Raw genomic sequence first — 25,390 nt, forward strand, 5'->3', positions numbered from 1 at the left:
ATGTTTGTATAATTTATTTAGTTACTTACTTAGTACGCCTATTTTCCTCCAAAGTTTTTTGCAATTCCTAAACCAATTCCCCAACTGTCATATGCATTCCATTTTAAGTCGTAGCTGAAAGTTCCAAATATTTCCCAATCTTTTGGAAGCTCATAGCCATATTCTACGCCGGCTCGCGTCAAAAAGAAGTTTTCTTCTTTGGCAAACTCTCCTCCAAATCCTAAAAGAATACTCCATGATTCGCTAGGTTTATAGATTCCCATAACTGCAGGAGCGATAGGATAACTGCGTTCGACAGTTTCTTTATCATCACCGCTTGCATATGTTTTTTCGACTTTAAATTTTTCAATAATAAAATCGGTGTGCAGACCAATAGCCCATTTTTCGTGAAATTGATACGTATAATCAACTCCCCACGCAGGGAGATTTAATACTTCATGATTTCCTTCGTCATCACGACCTTCAAAAACATGAGCATGATTAATCGATATTCCTATTTGATGATGCGGACTAAATGTTTTCTTTTCACTTTCTTGAGCTGTAATATTGTTGTAACTGACTAAATAAAAAACCGTTGTCAGAAGAACTGTTATCTTAATATGATTAATAGTAGAAAACATTTAGAGTCTGTATTAATGAAATATTAGTTTAAAGTTGTAAATAGCTCAAAATTAAATAATAAATGACCCAAACAGGTTTGTGCGAAGAGCTTAAATTGTTTCATTTTATAACTTGCAACGTCAAAAAAGTAAATTTTGACTCAATATTTTTAGTTTTTTAAAATGTTTTTATTTTTTATGTTAAAATTGATTTGAAAACTCTTGTAATTTGTTTTCTGTAAAAAGCACCTTTTTAAACTATAATATTTAAATTTGCATCCGAAAAAATAACAACAACACACTTATGTATAAATTGATAATCCGTCCGATACTTTTTTGGTTTGATCCTGAAGAAGTGCATTACTTTACTTTTTCATTTGTAAAATTCATTTCAAAAATTCCTGGAGTTTCATCAATTATACGATCTATTTATGAGGTAAAAGATTCTCGTTTAGAAAGAGAAGTTTTTGGAATTAAATTCAAAAATCCGGTTGGACTTGCGGCTGGATTTGACAAAGATGCCAAGTTGTATAAGGAACTTTCTGATTTTGGTTTTGGTTTTATCGAAATTGGAACTGTAACGCCGGTTGGTCAGGAAGGAAATCCTAAAAAACGTTTGTTCCGTTTAAAAGAAGATCAGGCAATTATTAACCGAATGGGGTTTAATAATGGCGGAGTTATTGAAGCTGTAGAACGTTTGAAAAAGAATTCAGGAGTTTTAATTGGTGGAAATATCGGAAAAAATAAAGTGACACCAAATGAAAATGCGGTTGATGATTATATCATTTGTTTCGATGCTTTGTTTAATCATGTTGATTATTTTGTGGTAAATGTAAGTTCTCCAAATACACCAAATCTAAGAGCATTACAAGACAAAGAGCCTTTAACGGCTTTATTGCAGACTTTACAAGATAGAAATATCGAGAAACAAAAAACTAGCACTCAAAAAGTAAAACCAATTCTTTTAAAAATTGCTCCAGATCTTACAGATGAGCAATTGTTAGATATCATTGATATTGTAAAAACAACTCAAATTGCGGGTGTAATTGCTACAAATACGACTATTTCAAGAGATGGTTTACAATCTCAAAACCAATCTGAAACGGGAGGTTTATCTGGAAAGCCATTAACAAGACGTTCTACAGAAGTAATTCGTTTTCTTTCGGAAAAAAGCAATAAAGCATTCCCAATTATTGGAGTAGGAGGAATTCATTCAGCAGATGATGCAATCGAAAAACTTAATGCAGGTGCAAGTTTAGTACAATTGTATACAGGTTTTATTTATGAAGGGCCGGCGCTTATAAAGGCTATAAACAAGAAAGTTTTAAGTCAATTATAAAATTAGCATCTGAACAACTTGTCCAACAAGTATTGCGATTCCAAAACTGATTAAAGTGCCAATCAAAACATATTCAGTTAGTTTTCGATCTTTGGCTTCTTTTAAATCTCCAAACCTAAAAATAGATTTTGCGGCCAGCAAAAATCCAATTGCTTCAAAATGTCCCAAAAGGATAAAGCAGAATATAAATAAACGCTCTAATATGCCAATGTAATTTCCTGCATTGGCAAGTGAGTTGTCTTGATTACTGTTTTGACTTTCAGGACTCCAAATTGAGATGATGGTTTTAATAAAAATAGAAGCAGGTTTAGTTATAAATATAATTCCCGTTACTAAAATCCAAAATTTATCATCAAGCCAAAAATGAATCATATTTTTATTTTGATATAAAAGGCTGATGCCAATCAGAATCAAAATATGCACAATTTGGTCTACAACAAACCAAGTGCGTTTCGTTTTCTTCTTCTGAAAATTAAGTTTGATAAAATCTATAAAGCCGTGGGTAATGGCTATGAATGCTGCGTAAGGTATAAAACTGATTTCTCCAACTAGAATTGCTGCCAAAATTCCGTGCAGTAAAACATGAAGATATAAATAAAAGCTTTTATGTTTCTTCGTTTCTTTATCAGCGACCCATTTGTTGGGCTGCCATATAAAATCTCCTAATAAATGAGCTAAAAACAGTTTTATAAATAAAATCATGGAGCTGTAAGTTGTTTTATTTGCGTTCTAAAATAGCGGTCTAAAGTCATAACCAAATCAAATTGAGCACGTTTTTGCCTACGGCTGACAGCGGCTTGGTTAATACCTAACTTCTGACCAATTTCGTCTTGAGACAGAGTTGGATTTTCTATTGCGATGGCAGTAAATTCAGCAGACTGTACCAGCCAGTTGTCCATAAAGGTTAAAGCCAGCTGCAGCATTAGATTTAGTTTTTCATTAAAATCAATATCGGCAGTTCGTAAAGCCAGTGTTACCTTTTGTTTTTTTAAGGTTCCAAAAAGTTCTCCAGAATGAATAAAAGCAGTTCCGTTACTTTCGGATATTTTTGCAGCATTATGTGTTTTGCTGCCAAAACCAATACTCATTCGAGCATCTAGTTTTATAGCTCTTAAACGTGCTTTTATTAAAATAGCAGTTAGTAAAGCCTCTTCGGGATTTTCAACTTCAATTTGAAATTCATCGCCTCTGTAGATTTCCCATTGATTTGGTGTATCGCCAAATTGAGCTAGGATTTTTTTTAAATCCTCGACCCAATGTTTTGATTGCTGTTGCCTAGAATCAATTATGTCGCCTGTAATTACACTAATCATAACATCAAATATAATTAAAAAATGATAAAATTTCTATTACAAATATAGGTAATATTTTTATATATTACATTTATACGTAATATTTGTATTTATTACCATTTTTAGGAATGTTTATTTTTATTACTGTTTTTGGTAATAGTATAGAAATAAATGTGCTAATAGTTATGAGGCTTACATGGTTAAAAAAAACGAATTATATAAAACGACTTAATTTTTATTTCTTTAAAAAAGGAACTAACTTAGCCTTTACAAAAGAGTAAGTTTTGAATACAGAAATCAAGATTATCGAATGTCCGCGAGATGCCATGCAAGGTATTAAAGCATTTATTCCCACAAAAAATAAAGTGACCTATATTCAGGCTTTACTTCGTGTAGGGTTTGATACTATTGATTTTGGAAGTTTTGTATCGCCTAAAGCAATTCCACAAATGCAAGATACTGCTGAGGTTTTAGCACAACTGGATTTGTCTCAAACTTCGAGTAAGCTTTTGTCGATAATCGCAAATACACAAGGAGCAGCTTTAGCTTCAGAACATGAGTCAATTCAGTATTTAGGCTTTCCTTTTTCGATATCAGAGAATTTTCAAATGCGTAATACTCATAAAACCATCGCAGAATCTTTGATAACTCTTGAAGAAATTCTAGAGATTGCCGATAAAAAAAAGAAAGAGGTTGTTACTTATCTTTCAATGGGATTTGGAAACCCTTATGGAGATCCTTGGAATGTTGAAATCGTGGCTGAATGGACAGAAAAATTGGCAGGAATGGGAGTGAGAATTTTATCACTTTCAGATACTGTTGGAAGTTCAACACCAGAAGTTATTACTTATCTTTTTTCAAATCTAATTCCAAAATACCCGCAAATTGAGTTTGGAGCACATTTGCATACCACTCCTGACAGTTGGTTTGAGAAAATTGATGCTGCAACAAAAGCCGGATGTACACGTTTTGATGGGGCAATTCAAGGGTTTGGCGGCTGTCCAATGGCAACAGATAAACTAACAGGAAACATGCCAACCGAAAAATTGATCTCTTACTTTACGGCCAATAAAAAAATAACGGGGCTTAATTCCTTAAGCTTTGAAAGTGCTTATAACGAAGCTTCAAAATTGTTTGGAAAGTTCCATTGAAAAAGATTACAATAATTTAGCAATCAGGCAATATCTAATTAACGAAAGACGTTTTTATTTATACTATATAAAACAAGCATGAGGTCAAATTTCATAAATAGAATAGCTATAGTTTTGTTTTCATCGATTTTATTTTTCTCCTGTTCGAGTAATTTAGATTTTGATCAGGTCGATGATCTAGTGCTTCAGCCAACTTTTGTTGCCAATTTGGCTTATTTTACTGTTACTGCTGATCAAATTGTAGACGATGGTTCTGGATTTCCAATACCTCCAGCTGTAGAAGATTTTGATGTTTTTAAAAACAAGTTCTTCAATGAGAATTTGATAAAAACCGAGTTTAATTTTGAAATCGAAAATACAATTAATAGAGCTTTTGAGGTTGATTTGATTCTCCTTGATGCTAATAATGCGCCGTTAGAAACTATTTCTTTAAATGTCCCGACCTATACAGGAGGTTCTAATGTTATAAAATATCCGGCTGAGGTTTTTGAAGGAGAGCGATTAGTCAGACTGAAAAAGTCTGTAAAAATAGCCTTTGTTGTGCATATTGTTCCTGGGTCAGGAACAGGAACAATTTCAGGTAACTTAAAACTAAAATCAGGTGCAATTGTTTATATGAAAATAGAATGAAAAAAACACTTTTAATTGTGATCTTGATTTTTCAGTTTTCATGTTTCGCTCAGAATAAACAAGTACTATACAACTTTACATCAATACCCCAATCTTCCCTTGTTAATCCAGGTGCAGATGTATCTTATAAATTCTATTTTGGAATTCCAGTTTTATCTGGAGTTTCAGGAAATGTTGGTTCAAGCAGTTTTTCTGCTTATGATTTGTTTGCTAATAATGGTGTAGATTTTAATGATAAAGTTCGAAATGTTATCAATAAATCATCGGCAAATGATAAAACACAAGTTAACCAACAGCTTGAAATATTCTCTGGCGGATTTAGAGTAGGAGGTCAGGAAAGTCAATCTTATGTTTCATTTGGAGCTTATCAGGAATTTGATTTTTTAATGTATTTTCCAAAAGATGCCGCAATTTTAGCTGTTGACGGAAATCAGAATTATATGGGTAAATCTTTCAATTTAGCCGATATAAATGTTCGTGCTGAAGTACTTTCAGTTTTTCATGTTGGTTTTCATAAAAAATTAAACAAAAAACTCGTTTTGGGCGGACGCGCTAAAATTTATTCGAGCGGCGCTAACGCAACTTCAACCAAAAATTCAGGATACATTTATACAGCACAAGGCACGGGAACAAATATGTATACCCAAATAATTGAATCAAACTTAGAGCTTAGAACCGCCGGAATTGCAAAGTTTACGAAAGATGAATATGAAGGGAGTGTTGCCAAGGATATTGCGCACAATACTTTTTTTAATGGAAGTCTTGGTTTAGGATTCGATGCTGGGCTTACTTATAATATTGAAGATAATCTGCAGCTAACGGCAAGTGTGCTTGATGTTGGTTTTATCAGGCAATCAAAAGATGTTGAAACCAGAACTTATAAAGGAAGTTATAAGTACGACGGAGTAAACCCTAGTTTTGATGCGACAGATGAACCGAATGATATTATAGATGATTTTGAAAAAGCGATTCCAGAAGAGAAGCTTTATAATAAGTATACAACTTGGCGTCCTGTTAAATTTAATTCTTCAATTCAGTATTCTTTCGGAGAAACAAGACCGGATGAAGATTGTAATTGTAAAGGTTCAAGTGAACGAAAATATCTAAATGCTGTTGGAGCGCAAGTATTTGCCATGACGATGCCAAAAGATCCTTATGCTGCATTAACCGCTTTTTATAAACGCAGTATTACAGAGAAATTAGATGTAAAAGCAACTTATACAGTTGATCCATATTCTTACACGAACATCGGTTTAGGGGTTTCTGGAACTCTTGGAAAACTTAATATGTATGTTCTTGTAGATAATGTTTTTGAATATAGAGATGTTTCAAAAGCAAATAGTATTGCATTTCAATTTGGTTTCAATTTTATTTTTCAAGATTAAAAGAATTAAAAATCAAAAATAACCCTCAATGAATTAAGGTCTTATTTTCGTTTTTGTTGGGATTTGGAATTTCAGAAATTGGAATTTAAATCAGGAGTATTTTCCTGTAAAAGTAAATTTATGAATAAGTTAGTATTCAAGTTTCCAATTTATTCACTATATTTGCACGCAATTCAACTAGAAATTGCAACATGATAGCACACAACTCCAAGATTATCGGCGAAGGTTTAACTTACGACGATGTATTATTAGTACCTAACTACTCGAATGTGCTTCCCCGCGAAGTGAGTATCAAATCGAAATTCTCAAGAAACATAACATTAAACGTTCCAATTGTATCTGCTGCTATGGATACTGTTACCGAAAGTGCAATGGCAATCGCTATGGCACAAGAAGGAGGAATTAGTGTTTTACATAAAAACATGACTATCGAGCAGCAAGCTGCAGAGGTTAGAAAAGTAAAGCGTGCAGAAGCAGGAATGATTATCGATCCAGTAACATTACCAACAACTTCGACTATTGCAGACGCAAAAAATGCCATGAAAGAATTTGGAATTGGCGGTATTCCAATCGTTGACGAAAATAGAATTCTGAAAGGAATTGTTACCAATCGTGATTTACGTTTCGAAAAAAATGGTGCAAGACCAATCGCTGAGGTAATGACAAGTAAAAATTTAGTAACTGTTGCCGAAGGAACTTCGTTAGAGCAGGCAGAAGTTGTTTTACAAGGACATAAAATCGAAAAATTACCTGTTGTAAACGCTAATAATGAATTAGTTGGTTTAATTACGTTTAGAGATATTACAAAACTGACTCAAAAACCAATCGCAAACAAAGATTCATTTGGTCGTTTAAGAGTTGCTGCTGCAATTGGAGTTACCGGAGATGCAGTTCAAAGAGCTGAAGCTTTAGTAAATGCAGGTGTAGATGCAATCATTATAGATACTGCGCACGGACATACAGAAGGTGTGGTAAACACGTTAAAAGAAGTAAAGTCAAAATTCCCTCAAATCGATGTAATTGTTGGAAACATTGCAACGCCGGAAGCTGCTAAATATTTAGTAGAAAATGGTGCTGATGGTGTAAAAGTTGGAATTGGACCAGGTTCAATCTGTACTACACGTATCGTTGCAGGTGTTGGTTTTCCTCAATTTTCAGCAGTTTTAGAAGTTGCTGCAGCTATCAAAGGAACTGGAGTTCCTGTTATTGCTGATGGTGGAATTCGTTATACAGGAGATATTCCTAAAGCAATTGCTGCAGGTGCTGATTGTGTAATGTTAGGTTCATTATTAGCTGGAACAAAAGAGTCTCCGGGTGAAACTATTATTTTTGAAGGAAGAAAATTCAAATCTTACCGCGGAATGGGATCTGTTGAAGCAATGCAAACAGGATCTAAAGACCGTTATTTTCAAGATGTTGAAGACGATGTTAAAAAATTAGTTCCAGAAGGAATTGTTGGTCGTGTTCCTTATAAAGGAGAATTAAACGAAAGTATGCTTCAATTTATTGGAGGTCTTCGTGCAGGAATGGGCTACTGTGGTTCAAAAGATATTCCTACTTTGCAAGAAACAGGACGTTTTGTTAGAATCACTTCAAGCGGAATTACTGAAAGTCATCCGCATAACGTAACAATTACAAAAGAAGCTCCAAATTATTCTAGATAATTTTTAGTTTTAATTATATAAAAAAGGCGTAAGATTTAATTCTTACGCCTTTTGTTTTATTTTATAGAGAAGTATTTTGTTCTGCTTCTCTCAATTTCTGATTCTTTAAAATCTGAGGAATAAATGGTTTTACTTGATTTTCAATTTCAGATTCAGAAATATTTAGAGCTTTTGGATTAGATGACAATTGCAACCAAGGTTTTGGACCATCAAAATTATAGTTTCCAAAAACTACAACTGGAGTTCCTTTTACTTTTATATTTTCCTCGTCTTTCAAAATCCACTCATCAGCAAATTTGTAAAGATATTTAGCATCCTTTTCTAATAATCGTAAGCAAGAATGTGATGCAGGATAGCCAGGAAGTTCATATTCATGAAAACCAACTCCTAGCTTATTTTCGATATTGAAATTCCATTTTAAATCCCATTCGTCATTAAAAGTACTGGTTGTTTTTTCAGCTTTCCAATTCGTGAAGAATAATCCCGTTGGAGTAGGATCTTTTTTTCTCCCCATATTTGTTGGTCCTGTGTAAACTAATTCGCCATTTTCATAAGCCGCGAAAGTTTGTGCAGGATAAGAGAAAAGAACGATTTTAGAAACCTCTTCCAAAGCAGAAACATGCAAGGGAAATGGCATATAATAAACTAAATCCCCGCTAAAATCTGTTGGAATAATAACCGAATCAAGCTTTTTAAAATTTGCTTTATCCGTTCTGTTTAAAGCGTAAACAATATCGAGTTTACTGCTGTCGGCTTCATTAATTTTTAACCAATCTTTTGTTTTTTCAATTTGAAAGGAAACAGATGATTTTGGCTTCTTGTATTCAATTATCTTCTTAGGTTTGGTGTTTTCGGTTAGATCTGTTTTATCGTTTTTCTTGCACGCTCCCAATAAAACTAACATTAAGAAGAACAATAAATTTGCTGTATAATATAACTTTTTCATAAGAGGAACTTTTATGAAAATAAAGTTATAAATAGAATATTGTAAATGGGTTACATAATTTTTAGAAATGTTTGTTTGATTTTCATTTGGTTGTAAGCTTGATTTATTCAGATAGAACACAGAAAGGGGCTTATCTATTTTACAGATTGTGTAAATTCACTGCTTATTTTATAGTTTTTGTTTTTGATTAAAATTTTATACTGACCTTCTTTCAGTATCAAATTTATTTTTTCATCACGATTTGAAATTTCAATAATATCTGCAGGAATTCCGTTATTTTCATACTCGTTGATTCTATAAGCCATAACTAAAGCGGGATATTCTTTAATTTTTGACTTCTTAATCGTAACAGCTTTTCTTTCATTCGATAAGTTCAGCCAGTCAGGTCTGTTGTTTTTGTATTTCGTAACTGGATGTATAATGCAGCAGTCAATTTTTTTAGGATTGTCTTTTTCTCCATTAAATGTTTGATTTTCATTGTTTACCATAATAACAGAGTAATCCAAATTTACCATTTCAATATAGGGAGAGTTTAATATTGGAGTTCCTTTTTCTGAATAATAGGTCTGATCTATTGTAAAAGGATTTATTCCAGTCATTTCTATAATTCTCCCAGCCATTGCTTTTTCCCAAGTTTTAATTCCCGGTGTTCCCTCTACAATATGTTCATACCCGCAATGGATAAGGAATTTAGAATCTGGATTCTCTTTCATTAATTTAACAATGTTTTCTGCTTGTTCTATTTCTCTGGTTTTTCCTCCATCTCTTACATTTGAAGTTGATTCATAACCAAAAACGGTAAAGCCAATTGCTGTTGCTTCTTTAATTAAATTTCCAAACTGAGATTCTTTGGTATAAAATCCACTTTCTAAAACTGGAAAATCTTTACCATTTAAACTCTCCCATAAAGCTTCTAGTCCTAGAAAACGATATCCATTATTGTATAAATCTTGTAATAAAGATGCTGTAAAAACTCGATGTCTGGAATTGTTGTGTGCTTCGTTTATTAGGATGATCTTTTCGTTTTTAGAACGATCTATAATATACTCTTTAGCATTTACAGGGCTAAATGTTTTAAAATAAATACTATCTTCTTTTGAGATTGTTTTCTTTTTAGAAAAGTCGTTATCAAATTGTTTGTCCCAAGTCTCCAAAGCAAGTTTGTAATAACCGCTTATAGAAAAATTGGTTGCAGCAACTTGAAAACGCGGCGGAGTTTTATCTTTTTCAAAATTTGCTGTAATATCTTCGGAAAAAAGATAGGTTTCTTTTTTTTCTTGGGCAGTTATATTTATGGAAAGAAGAAGAAAAAGAAGTATTTTTAATTTTTGCATTTGTAGGATTTTAGAAGCTAAAAATACTCAAAAAAAAGCTTTAAATCAACCCTTTTATTTTTGCATGTTGTAATAATAACAGAACCATTTTTTTTAAGTTTGTTTTTATCTTTTCTGTTTAAAACGCAGTAAAATTAAGTTTGCTACTGTCGGGTTTGTTAATTTTTATTTTATCGTTATGACATTAATTTGGAGCATTTCGTTCAAAAGAAGTTCAAAGAGTTTCAGTAGATTTTTTAAGGTATTTATGTCTCGAACTTTACTGTCGCAATAGTAAGATAGTTCAAATTCATTTTCTGAAAGTTGTTCCTCCCAAATTCCTCTTTGATTGCAAATTTGTATGTTTACTTCTTTTTGTGATGAGATAAGGTCTCTAATTTCTTTATTCCGAAATAATGTTTTTGTTTTGGCTTCGTTATTGCTTTTGATCGTAAAATACTTATCAAAATCTTGATAGCCAATTTCTATATCCTGTGCTCCAAATAATTTTTCTACTTTTCGGATAAATCCTTCATTGTAAATTTCAAATTTAAAATCACCCTGCAAAGTAATCGGAACAACAATTCTAGTCACTGAAGTACTGTATTTTCCTGACCATAAAGTATAATTGTCAAACACAATTTTCCAGTGTTTGTGTTTAATTTCGACTGAATCGGAACGCCAAGAATAACCTTCTTTAAATGTTTCATTAGTTTCATTTGCAAATTCATTCCAGATATTCATTGCTGTTTCTGCTTGATTAATTTTAAAGTATAGTGAACTTGGATATCTTTATTTTGTGAAGAATCTTTTGAAGTTTGTCAGACTTTGCAATCATACATAATTTAGGTCTCCAGAAAAATTGATCGGCTTTTTTGAGTACATCATGTTTTAGATTCGCAATAAAAATCTAAATCAACCCTTTTATTTTAGCATGTTGTAAAAGCAAAATAGTTTTAGCATCAGTAATTTCGCCAGATTCAATCATCGCGTAAGCTTCATCAAAAGTGAATTCTAAAACTTCTATATTTTCTTGTTCAGCATCAAGTCCGCCTCCAGAACTTACTTTCATGCTTTCGTCGTATTCTCCAATAAATAAGTACAGAATTTCTGTTACAGATCCCGGCGACATATAAGTTTCGATTACTTTTTGAACCTTTTTTAAGCGATATCCAGTTTCTTCTTCCGTTTCGCGAATGATAGCTTGTTCAGCATTATCTTTGTCTAAAAGTCCTGCGCAAACTTCAATCATCATTCCGGTTTTGTTTCCGTTAAGATAAGTTGGTAAACGGAACTGTCTGGTTAATATAACCGTTTTTTTAGAAGTATTGTAAAGTAGTATACCGGCACCATTTCCACGGTCATATACTTCACGAATATGCGATTCTGTTTTCTCGTTTTCTTTTTTGTAATTAAATGTAACTTTGTTCAGTACATACCAATTATCTGATAATAATTTGGTTTCAGTTATTTCGATTTCTGGATTTTTTCTCATTTGGAAAATTATTTCATAAAAAAAAAAACGCCCTGATTATCAGAGCGTTTAAATGTATTATTTTGTTATTGTTTGCTTTCTGTCTGGTCCAACCGATACAATTTTGATTGGCACTTCGATTTCTTTCTCAATAAACTCAATATATTCTTTTAGCTCAATTGGCAATTGATCGTAAGTTGTTAAACCTGTTAGATCAGCTTTCCAGCCTTTAAATTCTTTATAAACTGGAGTAACATTTTCTGGTTCAATGTTGTAAGGGAAATGAGCGATATTTTGTCCTTTGTAGTTGTATTCTGTACACACTTTTAAAGTTTCAAAACCAGATAATACATCACCTTTCATCATCATTAACTGAGTAACTCCGTTAACTTGAACAGCATATTTTAAAGCCACAAGGTCTAACCATCCGCAACGTCTTTGTCTTCCTGTTACAGATCCAAATTCGTTACCTACTTTTGCCATAGTAGCACCAACTTCGTCAAAAAGTTCAGTTGGGAACGGCCCGCTACCAACACGTGTTACGTAAGCTTTGAAAATTCCGTAAACTTCTTTGATTTTGTTAGGAGCAATTCCTAAACCAGTACAAGCTCCAGCAGCAGTAGTGTTAGATGAAGTTACAAACGGATAAGTTCCAAAATCAACATCTAATAATGAACCTTGAGCGCCTTCGCATAGAATAGATTTCCCAGCTTTTTGAGCTTGGTGCATGTATTCTTCACTGTCGATAAAGTCTAATTTTTTTAATTCTTCAATAGCTTCGAAAAATTCTTTTTCAAGTTCTGCTAAGTTGTATTGAATGTTAACATCATAGAAAGCAATCATTGCTTCGTGCTTGTCAGCCAAAGCTCTGTAACGTTCTTTAAAATCTTCTAATTCAATATCACCAACGCGTAAACCGTTTCTACCTGTTTTGTCCATGTAAGTTGGTCCAATTCCTTTAAGAGTAGAACCAATTTTAGCTTTTCCTTTTGACGCTTCAGAAGCGGCATCAAGTAAACGGTGTGTTGGTAAAATTAAATGTGCTTTTCTAGAAATGATTAATTTGCTTTTGATATCAAGTTTAAATTTCTCTAAACCTTCAATTTCTTTTTGAAAAACTACTGGGTCAATTACAACTCCATTTCCGATGATGTTTACTGAGTTTTTATGAAAAATTCCTGAAGGAATGGTTCTAAGTACGTGTTTAATTCCGTCAAATTCTAGTGTATGTCCTGCGTTTGGTCCTCCTTGAAAACGTGCGATAATATCATAATTTGAGGTAAGAACGTCAACAATTTTTCCTTTACCTTCATCTCCCCATTGTAATCCTAGTAATAAATCTACGGTCATTCTGTTTTAATTTGCGTTGAGACAAGCTGAGTTGTCCTACTGATTAATGTAGTTAATTTTCTTTTTTTATTTTTTAAATAATGCCTGTTCGGGATTATTGTTTTTGCTTTTTGTTTCCGTAGAAATAAAGTGAATGATTCGTAATTTCGATATCAAATATTTCTTCGATTGTTTTTTTGATGGTTTGAATTCTTGGATCGCAAAATTCAATTACTTCGCCAGAATCAGTCATGATAATATGATCATGCTGTTTGTCGAAATACGATTTTTCGTAATAAGCCTGATTTTGCCCAAATTGATGTTTTCTAACCAAAGCGCAGTCCAGCAGCAGTTCAATCGTGTTGTATAACGTAGCTCTGCTCACACGATAGTTTTTATTTTTCATTTTGATGTATAGGTTTTCTATATCAAAATGCTCCTCGCTATCGTAGATTTCCTGAAGTATAGCATAACGCTCAGGAGTTTTGCGATGCCCTTTTTGTTCAAGATACATTGTAAAAACATTTTTTACAATTTCTTGATTCTTAGTGTTGTCAGTTGAAATGAGTGTCATATCCGGCAAAGATAATTTTTTATTTTTAATGAATAAAAGTTTCGGGTTTAAAGTTTCGTTACAAAATTCTTATAGTTTCCCTAAAAAGTTAGGTTCTGTACTCTCTCGTAACCTTGTCGACACCGTCAATTTTCTTAATTGCATTGATCATTTTTTTCAAAATAGTGTTGTTTTGAACAATAACCGCAATTTGTCCGTGAAAAATTCCGGCATCAGTACTCAATGAAATACTCTGAATATTAACGCTCATATTATTTGAAATTACACGAGTCAATTGATTGGTAAGTCCTAAAACATCCATTCCGGTAATATTTATAATCGCCTTAAACTCTTCTTGAGAAGAATCGATCCATTTGGCGCTCATAATTCGGTAAGCGTAATTAGACTGCATTCCAATAGCATTCGGGCAGTCTTTTTTATGTACTTTGATTCCTTCGTTGATGGTTACAAAACCAAAAACGTCATCACCAGGAATAGGATTACAGCATTGCGATAGTTTATAATCCAGTTTGTCGTGTTCAGTTCCAAAAACCAACATGTCATAATTACTGCTGATAACGGGTCTGTGGATTTCTTCTGGAGAGGTTGTGTCTTTATTTCTTTTAATTTTATTTTTAAAGAAATTGATAAACGTATTGCTTTTTTGTGCAGCGTAATCTTTTAACTGTTGATTTTCGATAGCACCAATCCCAACACGATAGAATAAATCTAAGCTTGTTTTTAATTTAAAAAAGTTAACTAACTCGTTTGTAGTTTGCTCGTTTAGCGTAATTTTTAAATGCTTTAATTTTCTGGTAAGTAATTCTTTTCCTTCTTCAGCAATTTTTTTGGTGTTCTCGTTTAGAACGTTTTTAATCTTATTTTTTGCTCTCGAAGTTGTTACATATTCGAGCCAGTTTACGGTTGGCTTTTGATTTACAGAAGTTATAACTTCAACTTGATCACCGCTTTTAAGTTCATGATTTAAAGGAACTAAGCGGCCATTTACACGAGTACCTCTGGTTTTAATTCCAATTTCAGAGTGAATACTGAATGCAAAATCAAGTGAAGTGGCACCTTTTGGCAGTGATTTGATTTCTCCTTTTGGGGTAAACACGAAGATTTCTTTTGAATATAAATTCATTTTAAAATCCTCGACAAAATCAACTGCGTTGGTTTCTTGATTTTCCAGTGCTTCGCGAAGTAAATTCAGCCAAGTATCTAAACCGCTTTCTTCGGTTGCTCCGTTTTTGTATTTGTAATGTGCTGCGTATCCTTTTTCGGCAATTTCATCCATACGCTCACTTCGAACCTGAACTTCGACCCAGCGGCCTTTTGGTCCCATAACGGTAATGTGAAGTGCTTCGTAACCTGTTGATTTTGGTGATGAAATCCAGTCGCGTAAACGACTAGGGCTTGGTCTGTAATGATCTGTTACAATCGAATAGATTTTCCAAGCAATAAATTTTTCGTCATGCGGATCTGATTTGTAGACAATTCGCAAAGCAAACTTGTCATAAACTTCATCAAAACTTACATTTTGAGCGCGCATTTTTCTACGAATCGAATAAATGGATTTTGGACGGCCTTTTATAATGTAATCAACATTCTCAGCATCTAAAGATTTCTTCAAAACATCCGAAATATCTTTGATGTAAGCATCTTGCTCTTCCTTAGTTTCTCTAATTTTACTTACAATATCATTGTAAACGGCAGGTTCTGTATATTTTAAACCTAAATCTTCTAGTTTAGTTTTAATATTATAAAGTCCTAAACGATGGGCGAGGGGAGCATAAATATAAAGCGTTTCAGAAGCGATTTTGGTCTGTTTGTATTCCGCCATCGAATCCATCGTCTGCATATTATGTAAACGATCCGCGAGTTTAATCAAAATTACGCGTACATCATCATTCAGCGTCAAGATCATTTTTCTAAAATTCTCTGCCTGCATAGAGGCATTTAGATCTTTTTGGACTAATGAAATTTTTGTTAAGCCTTCAACTAACTGTGCTACTTTTGGATTGAATAATCGTTCAATATCTTCTACAGTCATTGGAGTATCTTCAACAACATCGTGTAATAAAGCCGCGGCAATAGAGGTCGCGCCCAGACCAATTTCTGAGGCAACAATTTTTGCAACTGCAATAGGATGAAAGATATACGCTTCTCCAGATTTGCGTCTTTGCTCTTTGTGAGCATCTACAGCAACATCAAAAGCCTTTCTAATCAGTTTTTTATCAGTAGGTGATAAAGTCTGATAACTAATTCGTAGTAATTCTTTGTACTCCTGCGCAATCGCTTTGTTTTCTTTTTCTGTATCTATTTCTATCATAACGGCATGGTTCAAGTACTAAAAATAGGAAAAAAAAAGAATATACACAAGGGAATAGATCTCTGATTTTTAGAATGAAATTAATTGGTTTCAGGTTTCAGGTTTCAGGTTTCAAGTTTTTGACCCCGCTTTTCAAACCAAGTTTTCGACCTGAAACTTGATCACAAAGCTTTGTGAGAAACCTGAAACAAAAACTACTTTTTAGAAAAATCTAAATCTTGAAAATCATAACTAAAATCAGTCAGATCAGAAATTGGAAGCATTTTTAAGTTAACCACATTTCCGTTTTCATCGTATTTGAAAAGCAAATGAGCATCCGCATGAAAAAAGGCATTATTCCATTTTACAACATAATTGCCATCTTTATAGAAAAAGACTTCGCCAGCAAGCTGCGGCGAACGTTTTGAAGCAAAATAGAGCTTTCCTTTTTTTTCTGTAATCGTTATTTCGCCAAACCAATTGTCTTTGTAAGTACCAATAATTTTTGAAAAATCAACCTTTAGTTTGTCTTTTTTGTTTTTTGCCACAACTGCCCAAACTTCGTCTGTAACTTTATCAGCAGATTCTTCGCTGGCTTTCATTCGGTTACTGTAAACCGTAACATAATCATCAGATTTAATGCCTAAATAACTGTCTTTAATTGTATTTGTAATAGCACTGAATGCCGCTCCAGATTGCTGATTGGTTAAAACAATAATTCCTAACCCTAATTCTGGAATTAAAGTAGTCTGTGTAACATTTCCTTCTAAACCTCCAGTATGCGAAACTTGTTTGTATCCTTTTACATCATTCAAAAACCATCCTAAGCCATATCCGTTAAAATGAGTATTGTACGGAGGTCTTGTTTTGGTTGGAATTATAGTTTGCAGCTGCCACATTTCGTCATGTTCTTTTTCTGAAAATAACTGTTTATTGTCGCCGTATTTTCCGTTATTGATTTGCAGAATTGCCCATTTACTCATGTCGTTTACACTAGAATAAATTCCGGCAGCACCATCGAAAAGCTGATTTTCGTAACGTTTTATTGTTTTTAATTTTCCATTAATTGGCACGTGTGGTGTAATTACGTTTGTGGTGTCTTTTAAACGTTTTACCGATGCTACACTATTGGTCATTTCTAATGGTTTCATGATTCGTTCTTCAACAAAATCAGCCCAAGTTTGTTTGCTTACCACATGTACAATTTCGCCTGCAATTATATACATTAAATTGTCGTAATCGTACTTTGTTCTAAAACTCGAAACAGGTTTTAAATAACGTAAATTATGAATAATATCCTGAGCTTTAAAATCGCTTCCGTCAGGCCAAATCATCAAATCACCTGCACCAAGGCCAAGTCCGCTTCTGTGCGTTAATAAATCACGGATTGTAAATTCGCGAGTTACGAAATCATCATACATTTTAAAATCTGGAAGATAGGTGATTACTTTATCATCCCATTTTATTTTACCTTCGTCAACCAGCATTGCTAATGCTGCAGATGTAAAAGCTTTACTGTTTGAAGCAATTCCAAACAACGTATTGGCGTCTACTTTTTGCTGTGTCAAAACTGATTTTACGCCATATCCTTTGGACAAAACTACTTTTCCGTCTTTTACAATCGCAACTGCAATTCCCGGAACATCAAAAGTTTTTATGGTACGATTTACCAAGTCATCTACTTCTTGATTGGTTATTTGTGCTGAAACAGAAAAGCTAAATAATAATGCTAAAAGCGATAATTTGTAATTCATGATGGAAAGTTTATTAGTTAAATCCTCTTTGGCGTTTGGCTTCAAAAATTAAAATCGCGGCGGCTACAGAAACATTCATACTGTCTATTTCGCCCTGCATCGGGATAATGATATTTTGTGTTGCTGCATCACGCCAGTCTTGCGTTAATCCTGAGGCTTCTGTACCCACAACTAAAGCGGTTGGAGTTGTGAAATTTTGGGTATGATAAGAAGTCGAATTTTGTAATGTAGCACAGTAAAAATCGATCTTTTTTTCTTTCAAAAAAGCAATGATTTCTTCTGTGGTTCCTGTAGCAATTTGATTGGTAAACAAACAGCCAACGCTGGAACGTACTATATTTGGATTGTATAAATCGCTTTTTGGATTTGCAATTAATACGGCGTCTAAGTTTGCGGCATCTGCAGTACGTAAAAGTGCACCAATATTCCCTGGTTTTTCAGGAGATTCTGCTACTAGAATTAAAGGATTATCAGATAATTTTAAATCAGATAGTTTTAAAGATTTAGTTTTGGCAACTGCCAAAACACCTTCGGTTGTATCGCGATACGCTAGTTTTTGGTAAACTTCTTTGTTGATTTCGATCAATTGAACCGATTTAGAAACTAGTTCATGAATTTGATTTTCTGTAACTAATTCAGGTAAAAATAAAACTGTTTCGATTTCAAAACCGCCTTTTATTGCAAGTGAAATTTCACGTTGTCCTTCAATCAAAAATGTTCCGGTTTGTTTTCGGGCTTTTGCTTTTTCTTGTAATAAAACAAGCGATTTTATAAACGGATTTTGTACTGAAGTGATTTGTTTCATTTTTTTAAAGGCTCAAAGTTGCAAAGGTTCAAAGGTACAGAGTTTTTTGTAAAAGTTGCAAAGGTTCAAAGCGGCAAAGGTTGATAGGTTATCTTTTTACTAGGTTTTCAAAACCTTGCGGGTATTTAGTGAATAAATGAAATAAAAAATTTGCCACGAATTTCACAAATTTTCACAAATTTTTTACCAGTGGTAAGTAAAATATTTTTTCGTGAAGATTCGTGGAATTCGTGGCAAAAAACAAGATTTTTATTTCTTAAAAACATCTTTAACCTCAGTATCTACAGGATGATCTGCACTAAAAGTGTAGCCCATAATTTTGGCAATAGTTTGAGCAAACTGTTTTTGATAAATTTGAGATTCTGTTTTGATTTCACCTTTTGGAGCAATTTCTGGTCCCATCGCTGCAAACCAAATTTGCGATGCGCCAGCAATATCAGAACCATGATCCGTCCATTGTGTTTTTATTTTGTCGCCGCGTCCGTGATCGACAGTTATAAAAATGGTTGTTTTGTTTTTGTATTGCGGATCATTTTGTACAAAATCCCAGATTTCTTTAATCCATTTATCAACTTGATTGGCAGCATCAAGATACGATTTGTATTGTCCATGATGTGCCCACTCATCTGTTTCTCCGTAAGCAACATAGAGCACTTTTGGTTTGTTGGTTTTTAGTTCATTCATCGCTTGATAATGTGTAAAAACATCTAGACATTCACCTTCATTAAAAGGTTTGTATGAGTTATTACGCATGTCATTCAACAATTTTTGAGTGGGTGTTGGTTTACTTCCTCCAACATTATCAAAAGCCGAAATAACTGGAAAACCACTTCTTTCTTCGTTTAAAATTCTATCAAAAGCATCCCAAGCTCCAAAAGCTGCAGTTTTGCCTTTTATTTTTGGCTGCTGATTTAAATACTCTAAAATATTTACATTCGGATTGGCTTTGTAGCTGTTAGAATTTACTTTAAGATCAACATTTCCAGTCATGATTTCGCTGTAACCTGGATAACTGAACCAATACGGATTTGCAACATCGACTTTGTTGCCAAGGTCACGATTGCCATAAATTTGTCCTTTTGAAACAATTTCTGACCAGAAAAAAGGCATTATTTTTTTACGAGATGAAGCATAATCAGCACCAGCGTAGTTTTTATAAATATAAGTACTGTCACCTTGATTAAATTTTTTATCATTGGCAATTGCAGGATCCAGTCCTTTAAAAACTTCCTGCCATCTAAAGCCATCTGTGGTGATTACAATAATGTTTTCTGTTTTTTGTGCGCTGCTTAAAAAGCTTATTAAAACAAATGTGGTTAAAAATAGTTTTTTCATGTTTTTTTGAGTTACAAAGGTTGGAAGAGACAAAGGTTTAAAGATTTTAAACTGCAATTTACGTTGTTATAAAATCCCTCTCGCCTTAATTTCCAAATATTTATTAATAGCATCTAAAGTCAGATTTTCAGGCTGTGTTAAAACGGAATGGATTCCGTATTTCTTTAATTCGTTTGCAATAAGGCGTTTTTCGAACATGAATTTTTCGGCTATAACTTTATCGTAAACTTCTTGAATAGTGTCTGTTTTTTTGTTGATGATATCGTTTAATTCTGTATTCTGAAAAAAGACAACTACCAATAAGTGGTTTTTTGCAATTCCTTTTAAATATGGTAATTGGCGATTTAAACCGTCCATAGTTTCAAAATTGGTGTACAGGATAATTAAGCTTCTTTGGTTGATATTTTTCTTAATATCGACATATAATCTGCTGTAATCACTTTCGAAAAAATCAGTTTTGATATTGTATAAAGTTTCCAGTATTTTTTGCATTTGAGAACCTCTTCTCTCCGCAAAAACTCTGTTTTCTACTTTTTTAGAGAAAGCAAAAAGACCAGCTTTATCTTGTTTTTTCAGAATTACATTGGATAAAACTAAAGTCGAATTTATAGCATAGTCTAATAAACTTAATCCATTAAAAGGCATTTGCATCACACGTCCTTTATCAATTGCCATGTAAACCGATTGTGATTTTTCGTCTTGAAATTGGTTCACCATCAAAGTATTTTTCTTTGCAGTAGCTTTCCAGTTTATGGTTCTAAGATCGTCGCCTTGAACATATTCTTTAATTTGTTCAAACTCCATTGTGTGACCAATTCGGCGTATTTTTTTGATTCCGTATTGGTATAAATTATTAGAGAATGCCAATAAATCGTATTTTCTCAATTGAATATATGACGGATATGTTGGAACCATTTGATCTTTGGCAAACGAAAATCTACGGGAAATTAATCGTAAAGGAGATGAAACATAAATATTTAAATAGCCAAAATAATATTCACCGCGTTCTGTTGGACGTAAATCATATCCAATTTCTTTTTGATCTGAAGCTTTGATTTTTTTTACGATTTTAAAATCGCGCACTTGAAATTGAAATGGAATTTCATCAATTATCTTAACTAAAATAGGAAAGGTATAATGGTTTTTTATTTGAATATTTATAGGATTTAAATCTCCATTTGAAAGCTTTTCTGGTGTAATTCTTTCTGCTTCGATTCCAGTTTTTGTGAGATATAATATTAGAATGTCAAGGGCTAAGAAAGTGAATAGAATCAAAAATACAAACCATACGGCATTGTACAAATTTGGAAAAATAAAAGCGCAGACAAATAATCCTATAATGCTCAAAAGCACATAGAAAAAGAAATTATTCAGGTATAGACTTTTTATAAAATTCACTGTTTTTTTTAGTTTCAGGTTTCAAGTTTTAGGTTTCACGTTTCAAGTTAACTCATAACTCAAAATTCATAACTGATAACTTTTTTACTATCTCGGAATCTCTACTGTTTCAATAATTTGTTTGATAATTTCAGAGCTTGTAATTCCTTCCATTTCACGTTCTGGAGTTACAATTACACGATGCTGTAAAACAGGAATTGCAGCTTCTTTAATATCTTCAGGTGTAACAAAATCACGTCCGCGAATAGCAGCAAAACCTTTGGCAGCATTTAAAATAGCAATAGACGCACGAGGCGAAGCTCCTAAATACAAGAAGGCATTTTCACGAGTGTTAACTACGATTCTGGCAATGTACTCTAATAAATTTTGCTCTACTCTAATTTGTTTTACTAAAGCTTGATAATTATTTATTTCAGATGAGGAAAGAATGGTTTTAATAGCTTCTAATTTGCCGTGATCCTGCAATAAATGTTCTCTCTGGATAATTAAAATTTCTTCGTTTAATTTTGGATAATCAATTGTGATTTTGAACAAGAAACGGTCTAATTGTGCTTCAGGTAAACGGTATGTTCCTTCCTGCTCAATTGGATTTTGGGTTGCAATTACTAAAAACGGAGTTTCTAATTTATAGGCAGAACCATCAATTGTAATCTGGCGCTCTTCCATAACTTCAAAAAGTGCAGCCTGTGTTTTTGCAGGAGCACGATTAATCTCGTCAATCAAAATTAAATTAGAAAAAATTGGACCTTTTTTAAATTCAAATTCTGAGCTTTTCAAATTAAAAATAGAAGTTCCCAAAATATCAGATGGCATTAAATCCGGCGTAAACTGAATTCGGCTAAAGCCAATGTTTAATGTTTTTGAAAGTAGTTTTGCTGTAATTGTTTTCGCAACTCCAGGAACACCTTCTAATAAAACGTGACCGTTTGATAAAATGGCAACTAGAAGCTGATCGACCATTTTGTGCTGGCCAACAATTACGGTTTCTAGTTCTTTTTTAATCGCGTTTACGTGTTCTAAAAGCGGAGCTAGGTTTATTCTGGCTTCAAAATTCACATTTTCATTGGTGATTTCAGTTTCTTGAGTATTAATATCGTCCATGATTGTGTATGTTTTTTATTTAATTGGTATAAAATATTAGTTTAAAATCTTTTCAATTGCAGTATTAATTCTAATTAAATCTTGTTCAATACTGGCATGATAACCGTTTCGATGTTCGTTGATTAAAAATATAAGTTCTTGAATATCTGTTTCGTTTTTTCCAGTTTTATGATGCAGTTTTTTTACAAAATCATCATCAAGCTTTGTGGTATCGATTAAATATTCAGTTCGAATTTTTTCTAAGAAATAAATGATTTTTTTATCTATAATATTGGTATGATCTCCTTCTTGATAGTACAAATTGCCTATCGTTTTAGTAAAATCAATAGTCGAATTTGCTAATGGCTGTAAAATAGGAACAATACGCTGTTTTCGTTTTGCATTGAATATCATAAAAATCAGCATTCCGATTAAGAATAAATACCAAGCCCATTTTAATGCTGGCTGACTCAGAATATAACGAAGCGGTGATTCTGAAATATTTTCATTGTTCTGTCCTTTGGTATACCAGTAAATATTGCCTTTTGGAATGTACGATAATACATTTTCAGTATATCGATATCGATCTTCTTTTAGCAAATTATAATTGGTAAAAGCCACGGGATTCATGTGCAGATAGAAATAACCGCTTTTGTAAGCAACTTTTATAAAGTTGATATTTTTTTTCTCTTTTGGATTTCCTTGGTAGCCTAAAACAGTGGTGTTTAAAGTGTCTATTTTAGAAAAGTAATCAACAATATTGCCTGATGATTTATAGATTTTTGAACTCAGTTTTTTATTCGCCATCCAAACAGAATTATTATCGGTTTGAAGAAAACCAGAGTTGTAATCTATTTTAAGACTGTCTAATAATGGTTTTGGAAAATTGGTCATGCTTAAAAAAGCATTATTTCCATGCGAGACAAAATACATGATCTCTTTAATAGATTGATCGTCAATAGTATTTTGTGCCGAAATATTTAAAAAAGTACCTTTTACTGCATAAGTTTGCACTAAAGTATCTTCATCGTATTTAGAATCTAAAAATTCATACGGTGTGACATCAGCAATTTTTTCAATTTTTTGATTTTTAAGAATACCGCCAATTTCTTTGTCAAAAACATACAACCCAAAAGGGATTTTGTCATTGACAGAGTAGGTTGGTCTCCAATCAACAGGTTTTGGTTTATTGTAATCTGAAACTAAAATTAAGATCAAGATAAAAACCAGAATTCCAATGTAAATTTTGATATTTTTACTCATCAGCTAAAGGTTTTTAAAGCATTCTTAAATCGATTTTCGGCCTTGTTGAAGGTCGTATCGTTAATTTCAAATTCGCCGTACCAAATATAATTATAGAGATAAGATAAATAGGTAAACTCTTCTTTGTGAGCTGGTTTTTGAAGTTCGTACAAATAATCTGAATTGGTTTTTTCAATATCCCATTCAATATAATTATGCTCTGCCATCGTTTTTAAAAGCCAAAGATAATAGTATCGAACAGCGGTGCGCTTTTCGCCTGAAGCAAGGCTCTCTTTTATTAGTTTTTCAAAATCAAGAAGATGAATATTTTTTTCAATATCAGAATAATGAACTGTTCTTTTCTGTGAGTTCTTGCCAAAAATCCATTGGCCTTCTTTATTGATAATGGCTTTAACAATTAAATAAATCACTAAAACAATTACCAAAACAGCAACTATTCTTAGAAAAAGAACAGTGAATTTTAATGAAGCTTCTGTTGTACTGAAAGAGAAAATACTTCGTAAAATACTAGCAAGCCAATCTTTAAAGCGATCCCAATAGCTTTTTTCTGGAGCTTTCTGCTCGTAGATAAAATCTTGATCAGTATATTTCTTTTTGAAATTTTTTGAGAATGTTTTTGCTTCTACAGTACTCGAATCAATTTGAATATCAGCTTGGGTATATTTTACTGAATTAATCTTTGGAGGTTCTTCTGTCACCAAAGAATCCTGAGCATGCGAGATGCCGAAGAAAAAAAGAAAAGATAAAATAAATAAAAATTTATTCATTACTGGTGTAGATTAATTCGATTTGGCAGATAGTTTTTGTACTTTTTTATGAACGATAAAAGGATAAATCAGGTAATAAAATGAAATTATTGCTAACGTAAACAGGATAATAAAACTGCTTAACCAATTAGGCATATCAATAGAGTATCTAGTTATAAAACCTTCTAAAAACCCAGCACCTATTGTAAAAGGAAAAGTGCTCAAGAATATTTTGAAGCTGTTTTTGAAACCAATTTTAAATGAATTCATTCTCGAAAAAGTTTTAGGAAATAGGATAGAAGCTCCTAAAATAAATCCTGCAGCAGATTCTATTACAATTGCAAAAATTTCCATTGAACCGTGAATCCAAATACCACGAACGCTTTTCCAGAATACACCTTGTTCAAAAAAGAAATACTGAAAAGATCCCAACATTATTGCATTTTGAAGAAAGATATAAAATGTGCCAATACCGCCGGTAATTCCGAACATATAACATTTTGCACCAACATAAAGATTATTCATCGTAATGCCAATAAAACTTCCCCAGTTTGATCCAGATCCGTAAACCGCCATAGGATTTCCTTTTTTGATGTTATCCAGAGACATATTTACATAATCATCACCCAAAATCAAACGAACAAAATTTGAATCATATCGTGCAGAAACTACTCCAATTGCGACAGTCACAAAAAATAAAACAAAAGCGTACATCAAATATCTTTTGTATTCAAATAAAAGCAGCGGAACTTCGGTTTTGAAAAATTCAACGATTCTATTTTTTTCAGTTCGTTTCGTTTTGTAAATTTTTTGGTAAATCTGCGAAGCAAGATGATTTAAGTATACAACCGTCTTACTTTTAGGGTAATAAGTTTGCGCATACGACAAGTCATTCATTAATTGAATGTATAAATTAGCTAATTCGTCAGGATTTTTCTTAGCTTTGCCGAAAATAGCTAGCTCAAATTCCAGCCATTTTTCTTTATTTTGTTTTATAAATGCAACTTCTCTCATTGAAGGCTA

23 protein-coding genes are annotated in these 25,390 nt (G+C 32.8%); 5 read left to right on the top strand and 18 right to left on the bottom strand.

The window, feature by feature from the left end; translation table 11 throughout:
• Positions 1-38: 38 nt before the first annotated feature.
• Positions 39-620 carry a hypothetical protein gene (locus ACHRVL_RS06715; protein WP_395411344.1) on the bottom strand — a complete coding sequence of 194 codons (582 nt, stop codon included), beginning with the start codon at positions 618-620 and terminating at the stop codon, positions 39-41.
• Positions 621-903: 283 nt separating this feature from the next.
• Between ACHRVL_RS06715 and ACHRVL_RS06720 the strand changes: the two genes are divergently transcribed.
• Complete coding sequence (locus tag ACHRVL_RS06720) at positions 904-1,938, top strand: quinone-dependent dihydroorotate dehydrogenase (protein ID WP_395411345.1); 1,035 nt, start codon at positions 904-906, stop codon at positions 1,936-1,938.
• On the opposite strand, the gene ACHRVL_RS06725 is transcribed toward ACHRVL_RS06720, so the two are convergent.
• Both ACHRVL_RS06725 and ACHRVL_RS06730 read right to left on the bottom strand, forming a co-directional pair.
• Positions 1,933-2,640, bottom strand: a complete 708-nt coding sequence (locus tag ACHRVL_RS06725) for a DUF3307 domain-containing protein (protein ID WP_395411346.1) — start codon at positions 2,638-2,640, stop codon at positions 1,933-1,935. The two genes, ACHRVL_RS06720 and ACHRVL_RS06725, sit on opposite strands and share 6 nt — an antisense overlap.
• Positions 2,637-3,251 (bottom strand): hypothetical protein, encoded by a 615-nt coding sequence (locus tag ACHRVL_RS06730; RefSeq protein ID WP_395411347.1) that lies wholly within the window; start codon positions 3,249-3,251, stop codon positions 2,637-2,639. The genes ACHRVL_RS06725 and ACHRVL_RS06730 overlap by 4 nt, the downstream gene beginning before the upstream one ends.
• A 263-nt stretch (positions 3,252-3,514) precedes the next feature.
• Between ACHRVL_RS06730 and ACHRVL_RS06735 the strand changes: the two genes are divergently transcribed.
• From ACHRVL_RS06735 to guaB, 4 genes are all read left to right on the top strand, one after another.
• Complete coding sequence (locus ACHRVL_RS06735) at positions 3,515-4,381, top strand: hydroxymethylglutaryl-CoA lyase (RefSeq protein WP_395411348.1); 867 nt, start codon at positions 3,515-3,517, stop codon at positions 4,379-4,381.
• 78 nt (positions 4,382-4,459) lie between these two features.
• Positions 4,460-5,011, top strand: coding sequence for a hypothetical protein (locus ACHRVL_RS06740; protein WP_395411350.1), 552 nt, complete (start codon positions 4,460-4,462; stop codon positions 5,009-5,011).
• A complete protein-coding gene (locus tag ACHRVL_RS06745; protein ID WP_395411352.1) occupies positions 5,008-6,396 on the top strand; it encodes a DUF5723 family protein in 1,389 nt (462 codons plus the stop codon). Before ACHRVL_RS06740 ends, ACHRVL_RS06745 begins: the two co-directional genes overlap by 4 nt.
• A 191-nt stretch (positions 6,397-6,587) precedes the next feature.
• The gene (guaB, locus tag ACHRVL_RS06750; RefSeq protein ID WP_257683877.1) at positions 6,588-8,060 is read left to right on the top strand and encodes an IMP dehydrogenase; all 1,473 of its coding nucleotides are present in this window, start codon (positions 6,588-6,590) and stop codon (positions 8,058-8,060) included.
• A 61-nt stretch (positions 8,061-8,121) separates the two neighbouring features.
• Here guaB and ACHRVL_RS06755 read toward each other — a convergent pair whose 3' ends face one another.
• The 15 genes from ACHRVL_RS06755 to ACHRVL_RS06825 all read right to left on the bottom strand — a co-directional run bounded on the left by ACHRVL_RS06755 (position 8,122) and on the right by ACHRVL_RS06825 (position 25,381).
• Positions 8,122-9,006 (bottom strand): L,D-transpeptidase, encoded by an 885-nt coding sequence (locus ACHRVL_RS06755; RefSeq protein ID WP_395411353.1) that lies wholly within the window; start codon positions 9,004-9,006, stop codon positions 8,122-8,124.
• A gap of 134 nt (positions 9,007-9,140) precedes the next feature.
• The gene (locus tag ACHRVL_RS06760; RefSeq protein ID WP_395411355.1) at positions 9,141-10,340 is read right to left on the bottom strand and encodes a hypothetical protein; all 1,200 of its coding nucleotides are present in this window, start codon (positions 10,338-10,340) and stop codon (positions 9,141-9,143) included.
• Positions 10,341-10,505: 165 nt separating this feature from the next.
• Positions 10,506-11,063: a hypothetical protein gene (locus ACHRVL_RS06765; protein WP_395411357.1), complete on the bottom strand. Its 558-nt coding sequence runs from the start codon at positions 11,061-11,063 to the stop codon at positions 10,506-10,508.
• A 166-nt stretch (positions 11,064-11,229) separates the two neighbouring features.
• Positions 11,230-11,814 (bottom strand): NUDIX domain-containing protein, encoded by a 585-nt coding sequence (locus tag ACHRVL_RS06770; protein ID WP_395411359.1) that lies wholly within the window; start codon positions 11,812-11,814, stop codon positions 11,230-11,232.
• Positions 11,815-11,871: 57 nt separating this feature from the next.
• A complete protein-coding gene (locus tag ACHRVL_RS06775) occupies positions 11,872-13,143 on the bottom strand; it encodes an adenylosuccinate synthase (RefSeq protein ID WP_395411362.1) in 1,272 nt (423 codons plus the stop codon).
• A gap of 94 nt (positions 13,144-13,237) precedes the next feature.
• Positions 13,238-13,696: a Fur family transcriptional regulator gene (locus ACHRVL_RS06780; protein WP_026981862.1), complete on the bottom strand. Its 459-nt coding sequence runs from the start codon at positions 13,694-13,696 to the stop codon at positions 13,238-13,240.
• Between the two features lie 88 nt (positions 13,697-13,784).
• Positions 13,785-16,007, bottom strand: a complete 2,223-nt coding sequence (locus tag ACHRVL_RS06785) for a RelA/SpoT family protein (protein ID WP_395411364.1) — start codon at positions 16,005-16,007, stop codon at positions 13,785-13,787.
• A gap of 194 nt (positions 16,008-16,201) precedes the next feature.
• Positions 16,202-17,740, bottom strand: a complete 1,539-nt coding sequence (locus ACHRVL_RS06790; RefSeq protein ID WP_395411367.1) for a serine hydrolase — start codon at positions 17,738-17,740, stop codon at positions 16,202-16,204.
• 13 nt (positions 17,741-17,753) lie between these two features.
• Positions 17,754-18,545 (bottom strand): TrmH family RNA methyltransferase, encoded by a 792-nt coding sequence (locus ACHRVL_RS06795; RefSeq protein WP_395411368.1) that lies wholly within the window; start codon positions 18,543-18,545, stop codon positions 17,754-17,756.
• 249 nt (positions 18,546-18,794) lie between these two features.
• Positions 18,795-19,880, bottom strand: coding sequence for a phosphoglyceromutase (locus ACHRVL_RS06800; RefSeq protein ID WP_395411370.1), 1,086 nt, complete (start codon positions 19,878-19,880; stop codon positions 18,795-18,797).
• Positions 19,881-19,946: 66 nt separating this feature from the next.
• Positions 19,947-21,278 (bottom strand): DUF58 domain-containing protein, encoded by a 1,332-nt coding sequence (locus ACHRVL_RS06805; RefSeq protein WP_395411371.1) that lies wholly within the window; start codon positions 21,276-21,278, stop codon positions 19,947-19,949.
• Positions 21,279-21,365: 87 nt separating this feature from the next.
• Positions 21,366-22,379 (bottom strand): AAA family ATPase, encoded by a 1,014-nt coding sequence (locus ACHRVL_RS06810; RefSeq protein ID WP_395411374.1) that lies wholly within the window; start codon positions 22,377-22,379, stop codon positions 21,366-21,368.
• 36 nt (positions 22,380-22,415) lie between these two features.
• Positions 22,416-23,621 (bottom strand): DUF4350 domain-containing protein, encoded by a 1,206-nt coding sequence (locus ACHRVL_RS06815; RefSeq protein WP_395411375.1) that lies wholly within the window; start codon positions 23,619-23,621, stop codon positions 22,416-22,418.
• Positions 23,621-24,388 carry a DUF4129 domain-containing protein gene (locus tag ACHRVL_RS06820; protein ID WP_395411378.1) on the bottom strand — a complete coding sequence of 256 codons (768 nt, stop codon included), beginning with the start codon at positions 24,386-24,388 and terminating at the stop codon, positions 23,621-23,623. The genes ACHRVL_RS06815 and ACHRVL_RS06820 overlap by 1 nt, the downstream gene beginning before the upstream one ends.
• 12 nt (positions 24,389-24,400) lie before the next feature.
• Positions 24,401-25,381, bottom strand: a complete 981-nt coding sequence (locus ACHRVL_RS06825; RefSeq protein ID WP_395411379.1) for a stage II sporulation protein M — start codon at positions 25,379-25,381, stop codon at positions 24,401-24,403.
• Positions 25,382-25,390: the final 9 nt, after the last annotated feature.

The sequence above is a fragment of the Flavobacterium sp. FlaQc-28 genome (assembly GCF_044007415.1).
Classification (GTDB): Bacteria; Bacteroidota; Bacteroidia; order Flavobacteriales; family Flavobacteriaceae; genus Flavobacterium.

Coding starts and splice junctions, on each gene's coding strand:
- ACHRVL_RS06715 (WP_395411344.1), bottom strand. CDS start 620: ATGTTTTCTACTATTAATCATATTAAGATAACAGTTCTTCTGACAACG.
- ACHRVL_RS06720 (WP_395411345.1), top strand. CDS start 904: ATGTATAAATTGATAATCCGTCCGATACTTTTTTGGTTTGATCCTGAA.
- ACHRVL_RS06725 (WP_395411346.1), bottom strand. CDS start 2,640: ATGATTTTATTTATAAAACTGTTTTTAGCTCATTTATTAGGAGATTTT.
- ACHRVL_RS06730 (WP_395411347.1), bottom strand. CDS start 3,251: ATGATTAGTGTAATTACAGGCGACATAATTGATTCTAGGCAACAGCAA.
- ACHRVL_RS06740 (WP_395411350.1), top strand. CDS start 4,460: ATGAGGTCAAATTTCATAAATAGAATAGCTATAGTTTTGTTTTCATCG.
- ACHRVL_RS06745 (WP_395411352.1), top strand. CDS start 5,008: ATGAAAAAAACACTTTTAATTGTGATCTTGATTTTTCAGTTTTCATGT.
- guaB (WP_257683877.1), top strand. CDS start 6,588: ATGATAGCACACAACTCCAAGATTATCGGCGAAGGTTTAACTTACGAC.
- ACHRVL_RS06755 (WP_395411353.1), bottom strand. CDS start 9,006: ATGAAAAAGTTATATTATACAGCAAATTTATTGTTCTTCTTAATGTTA.
- ACHRVL_RS06760 (WP_395411355.1), bottom strand. CDS start 10,340: ATGCAAAAATTAAAAATACTTCTTTTTCTTCTTCTTTCCATAAATATA.
- ACHRVL_RS06765 (WP_395411357.1), bottom strand. CDS start 11,063: ATGAATATCTGGAATGAATTTGCAAATGAAACTAATGAAACATTTAAA.
- ACHRVL_RS06770 (WP_395411359.1), bottom strand. CDS start 11,814: ATGAGAAAAAATCCAGAAATCGAAATAACTGAAACCAAATTATTATCA.
- ACHRVL_RS06775 (WP_395411362.1), bottom strand. CDS start 13,143: ATGACCGTAGATTTATTACTAGGATTACAATGGGGAGATGAAGGTAAA.
- ACHRVL_RS06780 (WP_026981862.1), bottom strand. CDS start 13,696: ATGACACTCATTTCAACTGACAACACTAAGAATCAAGAAATTGTAAAA.
- ACHRVL_RS06785 (WP_395411364.1), bottom strand. CDS start 16,007: ATGATAGAAATAGATACAGAAAAAGAAAACAAAGCGATTGCGCAGGAG.
- ACHRVL_RS06790 (WP_395411367.1), bottom strand. CDS start 17,740: ATGAATTACAAATTATCGCTTTTAGCATTATTATTTAGCTTTTCTGTT.
- ACHRVL_RS06795 (WP_395411368.1), bottom strand. CDS start 18,545: ATGAAACAAATCACTTCAGTACAAAATCCGTTTATAAAATCGCTTGTT.
- ACHRVL_RS06800 (WP_395411370.1), bottom strand. CDS start 19,880: ATGAAAAAACTATTTTTAACCACATTTGTTTTAATAAGCTTTTTAAGC.
- ACHRVL_RS06810 (WP_395411374.1), bottom strand. CDS start 22,379: ATGGACGATATTAATACTCAAGAAACTGAAATCACCAATGAAAATGTG.
- ACHRVL_RS06815 (WP_395411375.1), bottom strand. CDS start 23,621: ATGAGTAAAAATATCAAAATTTACATTGGAATTCTGGTTTTTATCTTG.
- ACHRVL_RS06820 (WP_395411378.1), bottom strand. CDS start 24,388: ATGAATAAATTTTTATTTATTTTATCTTTTCTTTTTTTCTTCGGCATC.
- ACHRVL_RS06825 (WP_395411379.1), bottom strand. CDS start 25,381: ATGAGAGAAGTTGCATTTATAAAACAAAATAAAGAAAAATGGCTGGAA.